This is a genomic window from Tabrizicola sp. (assembly GCF_036781545.1).
Classification (GTDB): Bacteria; Pseudomonadota; Alphaproteobacteria; order Rhodobacterales; family Rhodobacteraceae; genus Tabrizicola.
Genome location: NZ_DAIQAT010000078.1, coordinates 1 through 15,763, shown reverse-complemented (window position 1 = coordinate 15,763; position 15,763 = coordinate 1). Strand labels below are relative to the sequence as shown.

Below are 15,763 nucleotides of genomic sequence, written 5' to 3'. Positions count from 1 at the left end.
CATCGCATCCAGCGTGCCGTCGCATTTCATCGACTTGATCGCCGCGTCGAACTTGGCCCGCAGCTCGTCATCGCTCTTGCGGAAGGCAAGGCCAATGCCGCCGCCGATGATTTCCTCGCGCTCCAGCAGCACCAGCGAGCCGCCCGATTCCGCGGCCATCGGCGCCAGATAGTCCTTGTCCGCCAGAACCGCGACCGCCTCGCCGTTCTTCACGGCGGCGACGGTTTCCTCGGGCGTGGCGTATTCCACGAGCTGCATCCCGTTTTCGGCGACGAAAGAGGCCTGGATCGTGCCGGTCTGCGCCGCGACCGGGCCGGAGGTCAGGTCGGCATCGGCCGAGAGCGCGAGGTAGGCGGAGGCCGACGGGGGCAGGTAGCCCTGGCTGAAGCTGACCACCTCTTCCCGCTCGGGGGTGATGCTCATCCCGGCGATGATCACGTCATAGTTGCCGGACTGCAGGTTGGGGATGATCGAGTCCCAGTCGTTTGTGGTCCATTCGCAGGTCAGTTCGGCACGCTTGCACAGCTCGTCCCCCAGCTCGCGCTCGAAGCCCGCGACCTGGCCGGCGTCGTTGATGAAGTTGTAGGGAGGGTAGGCACCCTCGGTTCCCAGGCGGACGACGTCCTGCGCCTGGGCTGCGCCCGAGGCGGCCACCAGCGCGGTTGCGATCAGCAGTTTCTTCATCCTTTGTCTCCCTTGATGTCGGATGGGTGCGGGTTCATTCGAACCAGCGGGTCTCGAAGCTTGCAAGTGTCCCGTCGTCGCGGATGGCGCCGATGGCGGTGTTCAACGCGGCAAGAAGCGAACCGTTGCCCTTGCAGACGGCCATGGCGACGCCCTCGTCCGGGATCGGTTCGGAATAGAGATAGTCGAAGCCGTTCCGAGCGATGTAGTCGCGGATGTCGGTCCGGGTCTCGAACGGGCCGAGCGCCAGGTCGACCTTGCCCGCGACCAGCGCGGCCAGAACCTCGGGCTCGGTCGTGAAGACCAGATGGCGGTAGCCCATCGCGCGCAGATGGGCCTCCTGCATGGTTCCGGACTGGACGGCGGTCAGCGCGGCGGCAGGTTCCGGCGCGCCGGGGCGGCCGATATACCATTCGTCTGGGTCGGTCGCGCGGTAGGTCTGGGTGAAATCCACCATGTCGCGCCGTTCGGGCGTGACGGCCATGCCGCCCAGCACCACGTCATAGTCGCCCGCCATCACGCCGGGGATCAGCTGGTCGAAGGTGACGTCGGTCCAGCGGCAGTCCAGCACGGCGCGGCGGCAGATCTCGTCCATCAGGTCCCGCTCGAACCCGGTGATCCTGCCCGCGTCGTCCAGATAGGTATAGGCCGGGAAGGGAGCGTCGGTGGCGATGACCACCGGCTCCGAGGCGGCAAGCACCAGCCCCGCCATCAGCCCCGCGACCGTGCCTGCGCAGGGCATCAGGCCGCCGTCGCCGAGAGGAAGCCGCGCAGGCGTTCGCTTTGCGGATTGCCGAAAAGGCTGGCAGGCGCGCCCTGTTCCTCGATCCGGCCCTTGTGCAGGAAGATCACATGGTCGGAGCAGTCGGCGGCAAGCTTCATGTCATGCGTGACCAGAAGCATGGTGCGCCCCTCGTCCGCCAGCGCCTTGATCACGCGGACGACTTCCTGCTCCAGCTCGGGGTCGAGTGCGCTGGTCGGCTCGTCGAAGAGCAGCGCCCGGGGTTCCATGCAGAGCGCGCGGGCGATGGCGGCGCGCTGTTGCTGTCCGCCGGACAGTTGCGCGGGCCAGGCGTCGGCCTTGTCGCCGATCCCGACCTTGGCGAGGTACTGCCGCGCCTTCTCCTCGACCTCCTTCGGGTCGCGCTTCAGCACCTGGACCGGGGCTTCCATCACGTTCTGCAGGATGGTCAGGTGGGACCAGAGATTGAACTGCTGGAACACCATCGACAGGTTGGTGCGGATGCGCGTCACCTGCTCGCGGTCGGCGGGGTGGCGGTTCAGTCCCTCGCCCTTCCAGCGCACGGCTTCGCCCTCGAAGCGGATCTCGCCCTGCTGGCTGTCCTCCAGAAGGTTGCAGCAGCGCAAAAGCGTGGACTTGCCCGAGCCGGAAGAGCCGATCAGCGACACGACATGCCCGCGCGGGGCCTTCAGATCGACGCCCTTCAGCACTTCAAGCGGGCCATAGCTCTTGTGCAGGTCGCGGATGTCGATGACCGGGGTGTCGGCGGTTGAGTCGGACATGGGACTTCTGGTCAGGGGCAGTTGGTCAGGCAGTAGGGCCGAGTTTTTGCAGCATTGCAACGTTGATTTGGCCGGAAGTCCCGTGGCCCGCTGGCAATTTGATCATTCCCTTAAGGCAATCTGTTCGGGCGCTGGCGGATTGGGCACGGCGAGATAGCTGGCGAGGGGAATGCGGACCAGGCCCCTGAGGTGAAGGGCCGCCCGGTCCTCCGCGCCAAGTGCCGCGATGGCGGCGGCCACGACCTCGAACAGGGGTTCCGTATCTCGCCCCTGCGCGGTGATCAGGGGCAGGCCGGGCGTGGGGTCGGTGCGGGCGACTTCCTTCAGCTGCGCCATGGCGGGTTCCACATCCTGAAGGAGCGCGAAGGTCACGGCGTCGAGCGCGGCGATGTCGGCGCACCCCTCGGCCACCGCCTGGGCCGAAAGCCGGTGCCCGCCGGTCTGCAGCGCGGGCGGCAGGCGGAGGCCGAGCTTCGCCGCATGGGTCTGCGGCGCGGCCCAGCCCGACTGCGACAGCGGTTCGTTGTAGGCGAGGGGGGCGCCGTCGAAGTCCTGCAGCGACCGGCGCGGATCGTCTACGCGGGCCACGAAGACCGACCGGTAATAGCCGGGCGCGCAACCCTCGACGCCATAGTCGGGGGTGCCGACATAGCTCACCTTGTCATGCAGCCGCGCGCGGAACGGATAGCCGCAGGTCTGCGACAGAAGAAGCTGGGGCGACTGCCACGCATCCCAATAAGCGTGTTCGCCCCGGGTCAGGGCTTCGGGCGCGTCGATCCGGCGGGCGCGCAACCCGTCGCGGACCCGCACCCAAAGCCGGTCGTTCGCGGCCTGCGCTGGGCCGAAGTCATACATGCCAAGGCTGGCGATCATTCGCGTTCCGCTTTCCGCCGCGCCAGCGCCGAATCCACATCCGTCAGGCCCAGAAGGTTTGCGACCAGCCGCATCAGACGGTCCTCCTGCGCCTCACGCAGCCCGTCGGCCAGCGCGACAGACCAGAGCGCGACCATCAACTCGGCCCGGTCTTCCAGCGCTATGGCCTCTTTCAATGCGCGGGTGAAGCGGACAGTATCGGGGGCCTCGGCCTCCAGCATCTCGGCCTCGGCCCGGAGCTTCGCGGCGGCGAAAGGGTCAAGCCCGTGGCGCAGGGAGAGCACCCGGTCGATCCGCTCCACTTCCTCGGCGGCATAAAGCCCGTCGGTGCGGGCGATACGGACCAGAAGCGCGGCCAGTGCCAGCTGGGCATCGGGCTCGGCCAAGCGGGGCGGTTCGGGGGCGAGGAGGTGGCGGAGAAGTTCGATCATGCGCGGAAGATAGGGCTTCGCTTGCGCCAACGCCAGCCGTCACGGCAGCCGCAGCCGCCCCTCGCCGATACGCACCGCACTGCCCGCGATGCGGACGGCGGTCAGCGCCCCGCCCTTCGCCTCGATCGTCAGCCGCAGGGTGGAAGCGCGGCCCATCTCGACCCCTTGGTGCAGGGTCAGCCGGGTGGTGCCGTCGGGCACCGCGCCATTGGCCAGAAGCTGCGCCGCCAGGATCGCGCTGGCCGAGCCGGTCGCCGGGTCCTCCGGGATGCCTCCCGTCGGGCTGTACATCCGGGCGCGGTAGTCGCAGTCTTCCCCGGGCGCATAGAGATAGGCGCTGTCGACGCCATGCGCCGCGATCAGGCGTGACCAGTGCGGCTCGACCACCCGGGCGCGGGCCAGCGCATCGAGGCTGCGGAGCGGCGCGTAAAGGAAGCGCGGGCCGCCTTCATGCACGCTGGGGGCGTGGGGGCCGAGGTCCTCCGGCTTCAGGTCCAGCGCCGCGGCCAGAAGCGCGCGGTCCGGCGTGCCGCCTGCCGGATAGGGCAGGACCGGCGCGGTCAGTTCGGCGCTGATCCGGCCGCCCTGGCGGGACACCGTGACGGGAACGAGGCCGGCTTCCTCCTCCAGCGTGAGGGTGGTCTGGAAATCGCCCTGATGCGCCTCTTCGGCCAAAAGGATGGCGCAGCCGATGGTCGGATGCCCGGCGAAGGGGATTTCGGCGGTGGGGAAGAAGATGCGGACCCGCGCGGTATGGGCGGGATCGCGGGGCGTCATGACGAAGATCGTCTCGGACAGGTTGAACTCGCGCGCGATGGTCTGCATCTGCGCCGTGGTCAGCCCATCGGCCCCCAGCACCACCGCCAGCGGATTGCCGGCGAAGGGCGTCTCGGTGAAGACATCCAGCGTGTGGAAGCGGATCATCGCAGCTCCTTGAAGATCGCGGTCAGCCGTGCGGTTTCCTCGGCCAGCCCATAGGGCGGATTGACGACGAAAAGCCCGGAGCCCTGCATCCGGTGCCCCTCGCGCACCGGCGGGAAGCGGATTTCGTGGCGCAGGCCCTCGGGGAAAGCCGCCTCCAGCGCCTTCAGCATCGGGCCATGCGCCCCGCCGGTCAGGATCGGATACCACAGGATCAGGATCCCGACGTTCCACTTGCGATGGATGTTCGCCATGTGGCGGGGGATCGCCTCGTAATCCGCCTTCACCTCGTATGACGGGTCGATCAGCATCAGCCCACGGCGCGGGGTGGGGGGCGTCAGGGCCAGGGCCAGCTCGAACCCGTCGCGCTGGTGGACATGGGCGCCCCAGTCCTTCGCGACCGCCTGAAGACGGGCGAATTCCTGCGGGTGCAATTCGGCGAGGTGGGCCCTGTCCGTCTCGCGCAGGCCAAGTGCGGCGATCAGCGGCGAGCCGGGATAGGCCTGTGGGCCATAGGCGGCCCGCGCCTCGTCCAGCCGCTGCCGGTAGGGGTGGTCCGGCGGAAAAAGGCGCTCGGCCAGCGCGATCCCCGCCGCGGCCTCGCCGGTCTTGACCGCCTCGTCCGCCCCCAGGTCATAGACCCCCCGCCCGGCATGGGTCTCGATATAGGTCAGCGGCTTGTCCTTGAGGGTCAGGTAGTCCAGCACCCAGGCAAGCACGGCATGCTTCTGCACGTCCGCCAGGTTCCCGGCGTGGTAGAGATGTTGGTAGGACAGCATGGGCCTTCGCTACCCGGCTTTGCCCCGCTTGGAAAGCTGCAACCGACTTGAACGCGGCACGTTAGCCGCGTAGGACCGGCATAACGCATCGGGAGCTGTCCATGGAAATCTTCACCTACGCAGGGTTCATGGCCCTTCTGCAGGTCATCGGGATCGATCTGGTGCTGGCCGGGGACAACGCCATCGTCATCGGTCTTGCCGCCGCGGGCCTGCCGAAGGAGCAGCGGGGAAAGGCGATCCTGGTGGGCATCATCGCCGCCACCATCATGCGGATCGGGTTCGCGCTGATCACCACCAAGCTTCTTGCCATCGCGGGGCTGCTGCTGGCCGGGGGCATTCTTCTGCTTTGGGTCTGCTGGAAGATGTGGCGCGAGTTGCAGACCTCGCACCAGGATGAAACGGCGGCTGTCGAGGCGCTGTCCGACACCGACCTGAATGCCGACGGGACCGTCGCCGGGGGCGCCCCGCGCAAGACCTTTGCCCAGGCCGCGACCCAGATCGTGGTGGCCGACGTGTCGATGAGCCTCGACAACGTGCTTGCCGTCGCCGGGGCGGCGCATGGGCATCCGACCGTCCTCATCATCGGCCTGATCCTGTCGGTCGCGCTGATGGGTCTTGCTGCCAGCTGGATCGCCTCGCTGCTGAACAAGCACCGCTGGATCGCCTATGTGGGCCTTCTGATCATCCTCTATGTCGCGTTGAAGATGATGTGGGAAGGCTGGCATCAGGTGGAGCCGATGGTTCTGGGCATGCTGTAGCCGCCCGCGCCCGGGCAGCCTGCCGCGCCTTGGAGATCACGGGCTTGGCTTCGGGCATTCAGGATTGGTCAACCAAAAGGGCCGGGGTCGCAAAGACCTCGGCCCTTCGCTTTCGGGCAGGAATCCCGGCCTTTTCCGCGCGGGTCCGCTCTGGCAGGATCGTGCCAGACCGGAGGTTCGCAATGCCACAACTGCTGCCCCTTGCCCTTGCCACCACGCTGATCCTGCACCCCGCGCTTGCGCTGGCCTGTGGCCCGCCGCCCGTCTTCGACGGCAATCCGGAAAACGGCGTCTCCATCTCGGTCGGCCGCATCGCCGAGGTGATCTGGGTTCCGCTGGAGATCGACGGCGTGGCGGTTCCCGAAGGCGCAGGCCTGTCGCTGGAGCTTGCCCCGGATGGCGCGGTCAAGGGGACCACCGGCTGCAACCGTTTTGCCGGGACGGCAGACCTCGATGCCGGGGTGATGCAGTTGAGTGGGCTTGCCGTGACCGAGATGGCCTGCCTGGAGCCCGAGCGGATGCAGCGCGAGACCGCCTGGCTGAAGGCGCTGGGCGAGGTGCGCCAGTTCGTCGCCGCGCCCGAAGGGCTGTGGCTGATGCGCGAGGACGGATCGGTGGCGGCGTGTCTGTGGTGAGGGGAGAGGGTAGTTCAGGAGCCCGTCTTTCCCCCAAATGCCCAAGCTGCTTTCGAGGGCGGGGACCCCCGCTGATGCCCGGGCCTCAACCATTTCTTCACCATGATCCGCGAAGCTGGGATGGTCGGATTGACCGGCATAGCGGATGTGGTATATAGCAAAGATGAGATGGACGGTTCTGGTTCTTCCCGCCGCGCGAGAAGAGCTCGTTGCCCTGCCTCCGGGATTGGGCGCCCGGATGGTGCGGCTGCTGGACTTGATCTCTGACTACGGACTTGACCAGATGCGCGAGCCACATGTCAAACACCTGGACGGCAAGCTGTGGGAACTGCGGGCCAAGGCAGCGGAAGGCATTGCGCGCGGTCTTTATATGACGGTGACAGGGCGCCGGGTCGTTGTGCTGCATGTGTTTGTAAAGAAATCGGACAGGACGCCGCTGCGCGCCATCGCGCTGGCTCGCGCCCGGATGCAGGAGTTGGACTGATGGTCGAGTTGATCCCACTGGCCGAATTGAAGGCCAATCTGATGAAGGACCCGGCCTTCGCAGCCGCCTATGCCGAGGCGGATGCCGAGTTCGCCGTGATCGAGGCGATGATCCGCGCCCGGGCCGAGGCCGGGTTGACCCAGGAAGCCCTAGCCGAGCGGATGGGGACCACGCAATCGGCGGTGGCCCGGCTGGAGAGCGGGCGGGTGTCGCCGACGGTGGAGACGCTGCGAAAATACGCCAAGGCGGTGGGGAAAAGGTTGAAGGTGGAGATGGTGTGAGGCGGTGTTAAGCCTTCGTTCACCTTGATCTTCGACTGTCACCCCCGCGAGAACGGGGACCCAGGCGCGACCACACCTATTTCGTCTACCTCTTAGCTTCGCGCCGGAACGGGACGCTCTATTGCGGCGTGACGAACGATCTGCTGCGCAGGGTGTCCGGACACCGGGAGGGGCGGGCGGAAAGCTTCCCATCGCTACGGCGTCACACGGCTGGTCTGGTTCGAGACGCTACGGACATCAGCGAGGTGATCCTGCGAGAGAAGCGGATCAAGGGGTGGAACAGGGGCTGGAAGATCGCCCTGATCGAAGCGGGGAACCGCGAGTGGCGTAATCTGGCGGAAGAGATGGGCTTGGGGCCGTGAGAGCGGTTCGCAAGAACTGGATCCCCGCGTTCGCGGGGATGACAGGTGGGTCGGGGGATGGCAGGTGGGCGGCTGCGCTTTCCTGTCACCCCCGCGCAGGCGGGGGTCCGGGATTCAAGAGCCGCGGCGCCTCAAGCTGGCAAGCTGGGGAAGGATGACGCCGCCCCCTACACCAGCCTCGCCCCCTCCACCGCCGCCCGCACGAAATCCGCGAACAGGGGGTGCGGCGCGAAGGGTTTCGACTTCAGCTCGGGGTGGAACTGGACGCCGATGAACCAGGGATGGTCCTTGACCTCGACGATCTCGGGCAGGCGACCGTCGGGGGACATGCCCGAGAAGATCAGGCCGCATTTCTCCAGGTCTTCGCGATACTGGATGTCGACCTCGTAGCGGTGGCGGTGGCGTTCCTCGATCACCTGCGTGCCATAGATGCGGGCCACTGCGCTGCCGTCCTTGAGGTTGGCGGTATAGGCCCCCAGCCGCATGGTACCGCCCTTGGCGTCGTCGGCCTTGCGCCGGACGGTGTGGTTGCCCTGGACCCATTCCTTCAGGTGATAGACGACGGGGGTGAAGCGCTTCTCGCCGGCCTCGTGGTCGAATTCCTCGCTGCCGGCATTCTTCACGCCGACCAGGTTGCGGGCGGCCTCGATCACCGCCATCTGCATCCCCAGGCAGATCCCGAGATAGGGAATCTTCTTTTCCCGCGCGAAGGTGGCGGCGCGGATCTTCCCCTCGGTTCCCCGCTCGCCGAAGCCGCCGGGGACCAGGATGGCGTTGAAGTTCTCCAAGTAGGGCGCCGGGTCCTCGCGCTCGAAAATCTCGCTGTCGATCCATTCGGCGCGGACCTTGGTGCGGTTGGCCATCCCGCCATGGGTGAGGGCTTCCGCAATGGATTTGTAGGCGTCTTCCAGCTGGGTGTACTTGCCGACGATGGCGATGCGCACCTCGCCCTCGGGATGGGTGATGCGATCCATCACATCCTCCCAGCGGGCGAGGTTGGGCTTCGGCGCCGGGGTGATCCCGAACGCGTCCAGCACCGCCTGGTCGAGGCCCGCCTGGTGGTAGGCGAGGGGGGCTTCGTAGATCGTCTTCAGGTCATAGGCGGGGATGACCGCCTCTTTCCGGACGTTGCAGAAGAGCGCGATCTTCTCGCGTTCGCGGTCCGGGATCGGGTGTTCGCTGCGGCAGACGAGGACATCGGGAGCGAGGCCGATGGACTGGAGTTCCTTGACCGAGTGCTGGGTGGGCTTGGTCTTCAGTTCCCCCGAGGCCGCGAGGTAGGGCAGAAGCGTCAGGTGCATCAGGATCGACTGGCCGCGCGGGCGTTCATGGATGAACTGGCGGATCGCCTCGAAGAAGGGCAGGCCCTCGATATCGCCGACGGTGCCGCCGATCTCGCACAGCATGAAGTCGACCTCGTCGTCGCCGATCTTCAGGAAATCCTTGATCTCATTGGTGACGTGGGGGATGACCTGGATGGTTTTCCCCAGGTAATCGCCACGACGTTCCTTCTCCAGCACGTTGGAATAGATCCGGCCCGAGGAGATGCTGTCGGTCTGCCGGGCATGGACGCCGGTGAAGCGTTCATAATGGCCGAGGTCGAGGTCGGTTTCGGCGCCGTCGTCGGTCACGAAGACCTCGCCATGTTCGAAAGGCGACATCGTGCCGGGGTCGACGTTCAGGTAGGGGTCGAGCTTGCGCAGGCGCACGGTGTAGCCGCGGGCCTGGAGAAGTGCACCGAGGGCAGCAGAGGCGAGACCCTTGCCGAGAGAGGAAACCACGCCGCCGGTGATGAAGATGTAACGCGCCAAGTGCGGCTCCCCGTGTCAAATAGCGCGATTCGGGACAGGTGGAATCGCGGCACCACGGGAGTCGAGATATAGCGACTCCCGTCGGAATAGGCAACGCCCCCGCTAGATCATGCGGATAAAGCCGGGGCGGTGGCCAAGCAGTTGTGGATCAGGGATTGGTAGGCGGCGCGGCGGGCGCGTCGGCCGGGGGCGGGGCCGCGGGGGCCGTGGCGGTGCCGGGCAGCGTGAGATCGGTTCCGGCAAGGCCGCCGCCGGTGGTGGCGGGAGCTTCCGTCGAGGTCCCGGTCGCCGGGGCTTCGGTCGCCGGAGCGCTGGCGGCTCTGTCGATGACGGAATCGCCGGTGCCGGTGCGGGCGGCGAGGATGGTCAGGGTGACGGAGGTCACGATGAAGGCCGAGGCGAAGATCCAGGTCAGCTTGGTCAGCGCCGTGGCCGCGCCGCGCGCCGACATGGTGCCGCCACCCCCGCCGATGCCGAGCCCGCCGCCTTCGGAGCGCTGCAGGAGCACAACGCCGATCAGGAGGAGCGCGAGGATCAGGTGGATGGTGAGGATGACGTTCTGCATGAGCCTTCCCGGAAGCTGACGCGCCTATCTAGGCGGAAGGGGGGCGGGGCGCAAGGGTCGGTGTTCTGCGCGGGCGAGCCGTCCTTGCGGCATCGAGCCGCTCGGACGGCGCTGCCGCGGACCGGGCTTCGGCCCTCGGTGCGGCGGCGGACGGGAGCCTCCGGCGGGGATATTTGGGCAAATGTGAAAGACCGGGTCCCTGTGAGGGCGTTCCCTCGGGCGGGGCTCAGCTGTCGACCTCGTCGGTGGTCTGCTGGCCCGAGAGGCGCTGGCGCAGGATCGACCAGGACATGCCGATGCCGAGGATCAGCGACAGGACCAGGATGCCGAGCCAGGTGTTCAGCGCGGAATTGTCGAGGCCTAGGAGGCCCCAGTCGGTCAGCACCCAGAGACCTGCGGCGAAGATCGCGGCGATGATGATCGCGCCGAGGATGCCGATCGAGCGCATCGTGGCGACGAGGTAGACCATGGCGAGGACGGCAAGGATCAGGCCGAGGAAGACGATCAGCGGGGTCTGGCTGCCCCATTCGTTGCGCGCCCAGGCGACATAGTTCCACGAGGTCGGGTTGAAGATCGCGGCGAGGAGGAGGAAGGCGCCGAGCCAGCGGAGGAGAAAGCCCATCTCGGTCATCCTTTCGACCATTTCCGAAGCGGTGGCAAATCGCGGGGCCAGTGTCCAGCCCTTCCTGTCCGGGGGCAGCGCGGGACCGGGTGGGGAGTCGCCCCCGGCAGAGCAGCCAGTTTGTGGATTTTATGCAACTAGCTTGCCACTAGGTCAGCAGAGACCCGGCTAAAATGGCGGAAAAGGTAAAATTCATATATTCGTTAATGATTATGAATGCGGCACCGCCCGCGAGGAGGCTTCCATGAAACGTTCCGTGATCATTGCCCTGGCCCTTTCGGCCGCAGCGCCTGCCGTTCTGGAGGCGCAGACCATCAGCGGCGGGCTGACGCTCAGCTACACCCGGCAGGACCTTGAGGGGTCGGACGTGAACACCCGCGGCCTCGACGGGCGCATGGAGACCGACTTCGGCAACGGCTTCACCTTCGGGCTGGAAGTGGGCGTCAGCAAGATGTCGGCAGACGGGTCTTCGGTGGACATCGACGGCGAGTTCTTCGCGCTGGACGGCGGCTATCGCTTCGGGAACGGGATCAAGGCGGGGCTGTTCGCCGACCGGCTGACCCTCGGCCTTGGCGGGTCGCTCGACCTCACCCTGAAGACCAACGGCCTGTCCTTCGGCTATGAGAAAGACGGCATCGAAGTCGAAGCTTTCGTCGCCAACACCTCGTTGAGCCTGCCGCTGCCGTTCGAGATCGACAACCAGGGCATCAGCGCGAAATACAGCGGGGTCGAGGGGCTGGAGGTCGGCGGGGCGTTCCTGCGGGCCAAGCTGTCGACGGGCGGTGCCTCGGAAGACATCGACTTCAAGGGGATTGCCGCCAGCTATGTGGTGGGCGAGTCCTTCCTGCTGTTCGGCGGGGTGTCGCGCACCGATATCTTCGGGCTGGGCGATCTGGACACGGTGGGGCTGGGCGTCGGCTATGACCTGTCGGGAATGGCGGGCTTTGCCTCGACCGTCTCGCTGGAACTGGCGCAGACCGATCTGGGCGACGGGGAAATCGACACGGTGCGGCTGGGCGTCAGCTTCCCGCTGGGCAAGAAGGGGCCGATGGTGCCGCTGAACAGCGTGGCGGATTCGGTGCTGAACCCGCGGCACGGGGCGCTGAACGCGGCGCTGACCTCGGCCTTCTGACCACGGTGAAGCAGGACTGGAAGGGGCGCGCTTAGGTCGCGCCCCTTTCGCATCGGCTTCCCTGCATTTCCGGGTTTCCCCGTCCGCCGCCTGTCGATATACCCCCCGTGGTTTGAACGTGACCGAGGGGAAGTGCGCATGGCCAACGTTGTCGTCGTGGGGGCCCAGTGGGGCGATGAGGGCAAGGGCAAGCTGGTCGACTGGCTGTCGGAACGCGCCGATGTGATCGCGCGCTTCCAGGGCGGGCACAATGCCGGGCACACGCTGGTCATCGGCGGCACGGTCTACAAGCTGTCGCTCTTGCCCTCCGGCATCGTGCGCGGCGGCAAGCTTTCCGTCATCGGCAACGGCGTGGTGGTCGATCCTTGGCATCTGGTGGCCGAGATCGAGAAGCTGCGCGGGCAGGGGGTGGAGATCAGCCCCGAGAACCTGATGCTGGCCGAGAATGCCAGCCTGATCCTGCCCATCCACGGCGAGCTGGATCGCGGCCGCGAGGCGCAGACGGCGGTCGCCAAGATCGGCACCACCGGGCGCGGGATCGGCCCGGCCTATGAGGACAAGGTCGGCCGCCGGGCGATCCGGGTCGCGGACCTTTTCGACGCGGCGACGCTGGACACAAGGATCGGGCGGCTCCTCACCCACCACAACGCGCTTCGCGCCGGGCTGGGGCTGGAGCCGGTCGATCCGGCGGCGCTGAAGGCCGCCCTGCTGGAGATCGCCCCGAAGCTGAAGCCCTATGCCGGCCCGGTCTGGAAGGTGCTGAACGAGGCGCGGCGGGCGGGCAAGCGCATCCTCTTCGAAGGCGCGCAGGGTTCGCTTCTGGACATCGACTACGGGACCTACCCTTACGTGACCTCGTCCAACACCATCGCGGGGCAGGCGGCGACGGGAACCGGGGTGGGGCCGACGGCCATCGACTTCGTGCTGGGGATCGTCAAGGCCTATACCACCCGGGTGGGCGAGGGGCCGTTCCCGGCGGAACTGCACGACGCGGATGGCGAGCGGCTGGGCGAACGCGGGCATGAATTCGGCACGGTGACGGGCCGCAAGCGCCGTTGCGGCTGGTTCGATGCGGTGCTGGTGCGGCAGACCTGCGCGACCTCGGGCGTCTCGGGGATCGCGCTGACCAAGCTCGACGTGCTGGACGGGTTCAAGACGCTAAAGATCTGCGTCGCCTATGACCTCGACGGTCAGCGGCTGGATTACCTGCCGATCGCCGCCGACGAACAGGCCCGCTGCAAGCCAATCTATGAAGAGCTGGAAGGCTGGTCGGAGACCACCGCCGGGGCGCGGAGCTGGGCGGATCTGCCGGGTGCGGCGATCAAATATGTGCGGCGGATCGAGGAGTTGATCCAGTGCCCGGTGGCACTTGTGTCCACCTCGCCCGAGCGGGACGACACCATCCTCGTCACCGATCCCTTCGCGGATTGAGGGGGAAGCCGTGGCGCTGAGCTACACGGCCCGCAGGCGCTGGGCACTGGTGATCCTGCTGGTCGGGCTGCCGGTCTATGTCGTGGCGGCGGTGACACTGGTCGGGCTGATCGAGCGGCCCTCGGTGCTGGTGGAACTGGCGATCTACGTCGGGCTCGGCTTCGCCTGGGCGCTGCCATTCCGCTTCATCTTCCGCGGGATCGGCCAGCCCGACCCCGAAGCGAAAAAGACGGAGGAGCAGGGCCCCTCCGTCTGATGCTGCTGAAAAGGGCTTGACCCAAAGCTCAGGACAGGCGGCGGGCCTCGGCGAGGTAGGGCGAGGTTTCGGCGAGGCTGTAATGGCCGCGCGTGACCTTCTCGATCCGGCCGGTGCGCAGAAGCGTGCCGAAGCTGCGCAGCCCGTCCTCGCGGCTGACCGACTTGCCGCCGGCGCTGGCCATCATCCGCCGCATCAGCTGCGGGCGGGTGAATTGCTCGCGGTTTTCCACGCAGGTGGCATAGGCGGCGGCGGCTTCCAGCATCTCGGCCATCGAACGTGCCCCCACCAGCTCGGCGAAAGAGGCGAAGCCGGATTCGTTGATTTCCTTCGAATCCTCGGCAAGATCCTCGTCTTCCTCGGTCTCGGCGGCGGTGCCGTAGGACGGTTTCTCCAGCACGATGCCGCGGGCCGGAAGGCTGGAGGCGGCGACGGCGGCACCCGCTCCGATGGCGCCCGACAACCGCCCGGTGCGCAGCGCGACCATCGGCTGGCCTTCGGGCAGCGACGGCGAGATGCCGGGGGCGGCGGGCGCGAAGGAGGGGGCTGCGGCAGGAGGCGGCGCGACGGCGGGGGCCACCCGGTCGACGCGCTGTTCCGAGACCAGGACCAGCGGCGGCGGGCTGATCATGCCCGGGCGGATGGTGCCGGGGCGCGGCTCGGTCGGGCGGATCGACACCGACTTGCGGCGCGTCGGCTTCACCTCGGGGGCAGGCGCGGGCTCGGGCAGCGGCTCGGGCTGGATCGCCTCGGCCAGGTCGTCGCGGTAGGGGTCGAGATTGGCCTCGGCCTTCGGCGCCTCGTAGTCGATGTCGGCACGGTCGGCCTCGGTCGAGACGACGGCGGCCTTCAGCCGCGACAGCGCTTCCTGACGGCGACGGTTCTCGCCCTCGGCCATGACCTCTTCGGCCTGCTGCATCAGGCGGGCGATCTCGTCGGATTCGTCCGCTGCGGCCAGAACGCGGGTCGCGCCGAAGTCATAGTCGGCATCCGGCGTCTCGTCGGGATGCAGCCGGACGACGCGCGAGCTGATACGGCGGCTGCGGCGCTTGCCGGCGGTATTGGCGGGTTCTTCGGCGGCAGGCGCGGCCGCTTCGGGCGCGGCTTCGACGGCAGCCTCCTCGGCGATAGAATCCTCGACCACGGGAACCGGCTCTTCGGCTTGCGCTTCGGCCGCTTCGGCAAAGGCTTCGACGGGCGCTTCTTCGGCGACGGTAGCGACAACTTCCTCGACAGCCTCGGCTTCGACGAAGGCTTCCGGCAGCGGGTCCAGCATCTCGGCATCGGCCAGCGCGAGGTCTTCCGGCTGATCCTCGGGCAGGCTGTCGATCGCCGAGGCAAGCCCGGCCTCTTCCTGCGCGATACCGTCCAGCTCGGCCAGGAGGGCGAGGTCGTCCAGATCGACAGTCTCGGCCAACTCCGCCTCGGCCATCTCCGGCTCGGCCGGCCCATCGTCCAGCGCGACGAAGGGCGCGGCTTCCAGGTCTTCGGTGCCAGCGTTCTCGGCGACGGTGTCGACCGGGGCGTCCCAGGCCGGGGCGGCGAAGGTTTCCGCGTCTTCCTCGTCATAGCCCGCATCGGTCGCGATCAGCGCGCCCAGACGGGCGGCGACCGCTTCGGAAGCCTCGGCAGGCGTCGGCTCGGCCAGTTCCGCCGTGACCTCGATGTCCTCGGCGATGGCTTCATCTTCCTCGGCGACCTCGGCGGGGGCGAAGATTTCCGGGTCGGCCATGAACGACGCGACCGGCGCAGCCTCGGCGACGGTGGGCTGCACCGAGCGGCGGATGCGCGCCAGCTTGGCCGCGACGCCATCGGGGATCACGTCCTGCAGCGAGGGTTCGGGCGCGGCGGATTCGGCCAGGGCGGGCTCGGCGGCCTCGACCACCGGCGGCGCGCTGCGGCGGTTCACCGGGTTGATCTGGATGCGCGGCGCCACCAGCGGCGCGGCGGGCGATTCGGCAGCGGGCGCCTCGGCCGGGGCGGCCCTGGCCGCATCCTCGGCCCGGCTGGTGGCCAGGCGCGAGACCTCACGCTCGGCCAGGCGGTGCAGCATGGCGGCGTCGGGCGGCGGCGGTTCGGCGCCGAAATGGCGGTCCTGGGCGGCAAGGTCGCGGAAATACTCGGCAATCGCCTTCATCGTGTCGAAGGGATTGTCGAAGCCTTCCAGCGTGCAGCTGAAGGTCCCGTAGGACACGGTCAGGATCTTGCTTTCAC

19 protein-coding genes are annotated in these 15,763 nt (G+C 67.6%); 8 read left to right on the top strand and 11 right to left on the bottom strand.

Annotated elements, in window-relative coordinates; all coding sequences use genetic code 11:
• The 7 genes from V7Q39_RS12640 to V7Q39_RS12610 all read right to left on the bottom strand — a co-directional run.
• A partial coding sequence (locus V7Q39_RS12640) for a transporter substrate-binding domain-containing protein (protein WP_333816947.1) occupies positions 1 to 684 on the bottom strand: 684 nt, incomplete at its 3' end.
• Between the two features lie 34 nt (positions 685 to 718).
• Complete coding sequence (locus tag V7Q39_RS12635) at positions 719 to 1,426, bottom strand: transporter substrate-binding domain-containing protein (RefSeq protein WP_333816946.1); 708 nt, start codon at positions 1,424 to 1,426, stop codon at positions 719 to 721.
• Positions 1,426 to 2,208: an ABC transporter ATP-binding protein gene (locus tag V7Q39_RS12630; protein WP_333816944.1), complete on the bottom strand. Its 783-nt coding sequence runs from the start codon at positions 2,206 to 2,208 to the stop codon at positions 1,426 to 1,428. Before V7Q39_RS12630 ends, V7Q39_RS12635 begins: the two co-directional genes overlap by 1 nt.
• Before the next feature lie 102 nt (positions 2,209 to 2,310).
• A complete protein-coding gene (locus V7Q39_RS12625; protein ID WP_333816942.1) occupies positions 2,311 to 3,081 on the bottom strand; it encodes a phosphate/phosphite/phosphonate ABC transporter substrate-binding protein in 771 nt (256 codons plus the stop codon).
• Entirely contained in the window at positions 3,078 to 3,512 is a 435-nt protein-coding gene (locus V7Q39_RS12620; RefSeq protein ID WP_333816941.1) for a tellurite resistance TerB family protein, read from the bottom strand. The genes V7Q39_RS12625 and V7Q39_RS12620 overlap by 4 nt, the downstream gene beginning before the upstream one ends.
• A 39-nt stretch (positions 3,513 to 3,551) precedes the next feature.
• Complete coding sequence (locus V7Q39_RS12615) at positions 3,552 to 4,436, bottom strand: PhzF family phenazine biosynthesis protein (protein WP_333816940.1); 885 nt, start codon at positions 4,434 to 4,436, stop codon at positions 3,552 to 3,554.
• Positions 4,433 to 5,212, bottom strand: a complete 780-nt coding sequence (locus V7Q39_RS12610) for a 23S rRNA (adenine(2030)-N(6))-methyltransferase RlmJ (protein WP_333816939.1) — start codon at positions 5,210 to 5,212, stop codon at positions 4,433 to 4,435. The genes V7Q39_RS12615 and V7Q39_RS12610 overlap by 4 nt, the downstream gene beginning before the upstream one ends.
• Positions 5,213 to 5,313: 101 nt before the next feature.
• Between V7Q39_RS12610 and V7Q39_RS12605 the strand changes: the two genes are divergently transcribed.
• The 5 genes from V7Q39_RS12605 to V7Q39_RS12585 all read left to right on the top strand — a co-directional run bounded on the left by V7Q39_RS12605 (position 5,314) and on the right by V7Q39_RS12585 (position 7,732).
• A complete protein-coding gene (locus tag V7Q39_RS12605; RefSeq protein WP_333816938.1) occupies positions 5,314 to 5,970 on the top strand; it encodes a TerC family protein in 657 nt (218 codons plus the stop codon).
• 182 nt (positions 5,971 to 6,152) lie between these two features.
• Positions 6,153 to 6,605: an META domain-containing protein gene (locus V7Q39_RS12600; protein ID WP_333816937.1), complete on the top strand. Its 453-nt coding sequence runs from the start codon at positions 6,153 to 6,155 to the stop codon at positions 6,603 to 6,605.
• Positions 6,606 to 6,768: 163 nt separating this feature from the next.
• Positions 6,769 to 7,089 carry a type II toxin-antitoxin system RelE/ParE family toxin gene (locus tag V7Q39_RS12595; protein ID WP_333816936.1) on the top strand — a complete coding sequence of 107 codons (321 nt, stop codon included), beginning with the start codon at positions 6,769 to 6,771 and terminating at the stop codon, positions 7,087 to 7,089.
• Entirely contained in the window at positions 7,089 to 7,370 is a 282-nt protein-coding gene (locus tag V7Q39_RS12590; protein ID WP_333816935.1) for a helix-turn-helix domain-containing protein, read from the top strand. Before V7Q39_RS12595 ends, V7Q39_RS12590 begins: the two co-directional genes overlap by 1 nt.
• 35 nt (positions 7,371 to 7,405) lie before the next feature.
• Positions 7,406 to 7,732, top strand: coding sequence for a GIY-YIG nuclease family protein (locus tag V7Q39_RS12585; RefSeq protein WP_333816948.1), 327 nt, complete (start codon positions 7,406 to 7,408; stop codon positions 7,730 to 7,732).
• Positions 7,733 to 7,899: 167 nt separating this feature from the next.
• Here the strand turns inward: V7Q39_RS12585 and V7Q39_RS12580 are convergent, their stop codons facing one another.
• The 3 genes from V7Q39_RS12580 to V7Q39_RS12570 all read right to left on the bottom strand — a co-directional run bounded on the left by V7Q39_RS12580 (position 7,900) and on the right by V7Q39_RS12570 (position 10,730).
• The gene (locus V7Q39_RS12580; protein ID WP_333816934.1) at positions 7,900 to 9,543 is read right to left on the bottom strand and encodes a CTP synthase; all 1,644 of its coding nucleotides are present in this window, start codon (positions 9,541 to 9,543) and stop codon (positions 7,900 to 7,902) included.
• A gap of 148 nt (positions 9,544 to 9,691) precedes the next feature.
• Positions 9,692 to 10,108, bottom strand: a complete 417-nt coding sequence (gene secG, locus V7Q39_RS12575) for a preprotein translocase subunit SecG (RefSeq protein ID WP_333816933.1) — start codon at positions 10,106 to 10,108, stop codon at positions 9,692 to 9,694.
• A 226-nt stretch (positions 10,109 to 10,334) separates the two neighbouring features.
• Entirely contained in the window at positions 10,335 to 10,730 is a 396-nt protein-coding gene (locus tag V7Q39_RS12570; RefSeq protein WP_333816932.1) for a DUF6524 family protein, read from the bottom strand.
• Positions 10,731 to 10,974: 244 nt separating this feature from the next.
• On the opposite strand from V7Q39_RS12570, the gene V7Q39_RS12565 reads away from it, so the two are divergent.
• The 3 genes from V7Q39_RS12565 to V7Q39_RS12555 all read left to right on the top strand — a co-directional run bounded on the left by V7Q39_RS12565 (position 10,975) and on the right by V7Q39_RS12555 (position 13,549).
• Positions 10,975 to 11,862, top strand: coding sequence for a hypothetical protein (locus V7Q39_RS12565; RefSeq protein ID WP_333816931.1), 888 nt, complete (start codon positions 10,975 to 10,977; stop codon positions 11,860 to 11,862).
• A 138-nt stretch (positions 11,863 to 12,000) separates the two neighbouring features.
• The gene (locus V7Q39_RS12560; RefSeq protein ID WP_333816930.1) at positions 12,001 to 13,293 is read left to right on the top strand and encodes an adenylosuccinate synthase; all 1,293 of its coding nucleotides are present in this window, start codon (positions 12,001 to 12,003) and stop codon (positions 13,291 to 13,293) included.
• A 10-nt stretch (positions 13,294 to 13,303) separates the two neighbouring features.
• Positions 13,304 to 13,549 (top strand): DUF2842 domain-containing protein, encoded by a 246-nt coding sequence (locus V7Q39_RS12555; RefSeq protein WP_333816929.1) that lies wholly within the window; start codon positions 13,304 to 13,306, stop codon positions 13,547 to 13,549.
• Positions 13,550 to 13,577: 28 nt separating this feature from the next.
• Here the strand turns inward: V7Q39_RS12555 and V7Q39_RS12550 are convergent.
• A partial coding sequence (locus V7Q39_RS12550) for a hypothetical protein (RefSeq protein ID WP_333816928.1) occupies positions 13,578 to 15,763 on the bottom strand: 2,186 nt, incomplete at its 5' end.

Coding starts and splice junctions, on each gene's coding strand:
- V7Q39_RS12560 (WP_333816930.1), top strand. CDS start 12,001: ATGGCCAACGTTGTCGTCGTGGGGGCCCAGTGGGGCGATGAGGGCAAG.
- secG (WP_333816933.1), bottom strand. CDS start 10,108: ATGCAGAACGTCATCCTCACCATCCACCTGATCCTCGCGCTCCTCCTG.
- V7Q39_RS12605 (WP_333816938.1), top strand. CDS start 5,314: ATGGAAATCTTCACCTACGCAGGGTTCATGGCCCTTCTGCAGGTCATC.
- V7Q39_RS12625 (WP_333816942.1), bottom strand. CDS start 3,081: ATGATCGCCAGCCTTGGCATGTATGACTTCGGCCCAGCGCAGGCCGCG.
- V7Q39_RS12635 (WP_333816946.1), bottom strand. CDS start 1,426: ATGCCCTGCGCAGGCACGGTCGCGGGGCTGATGGCGGGGCTGGTGCTT.
- V7Q39_RS12565 (WP_333816931.1), top strand. CDS start 10,975: ATGAAACGTTCCGTGATCATTGCCCTGGCCCTTTCGGCCGCAGCGCCT.
- V7Q39_RS12590 (WP_333816935.1), top strand. CDS start 7,089: ATGGTCGAGTTGATCCCACTGGCCGAATTGAAGGCCAATCTGATGAAG.
- V7Q39_RS12610 (WP_333816939.1), bottom strand. CDS start 5,212: ATGCTGTCCTACCAACATCTCTACCACGCCGGGAACCTGGCGGACGTG.
- V7Q39_RS12595 (WP_333816936.1), top strand. CDS start 6,769: ATGAGATGGACGGTTCTGGTTCTTCCCGCCGCGCGAGAAGAGCTCGTT.
- V7Q39_RS12600 (WP_333816937.1), top strand. CDS start 6,153: ATGCCACAACTGCTGCCCCTTGCCCTTGCCACCACGCTGATCCTGCAC.
- V7Q39_RS12615 (WP_333816940.1), bottom strand. CDS start 4,436: ATGATCCGCTTCCACACGCTGGATGTCTTCACCGAGACGCCCTTCGCC.
- V7Q39_RS12570 (WP_333816932.1), bottom strand. CDS start 10,730: ATGGGCTTTCTCCTCCGCTGGCTCGGCGCCTTCCTCCTCCTCGCCGCG.
- V7Q39_RS12630 (WP_333816944.1), bottom strand. CDS start 2,208: ATGTCCGACTCAACCGCCGACACCCCGGTCATCGACATCCGCGACCTG.
- V7Q39_RS12620 (WP_333816941.1), bottom strand. CDS start 3,512: ATGATCGAACTTCTCCGCCACCTCCTCGCCCCCGAACCGCCCCGCTTG.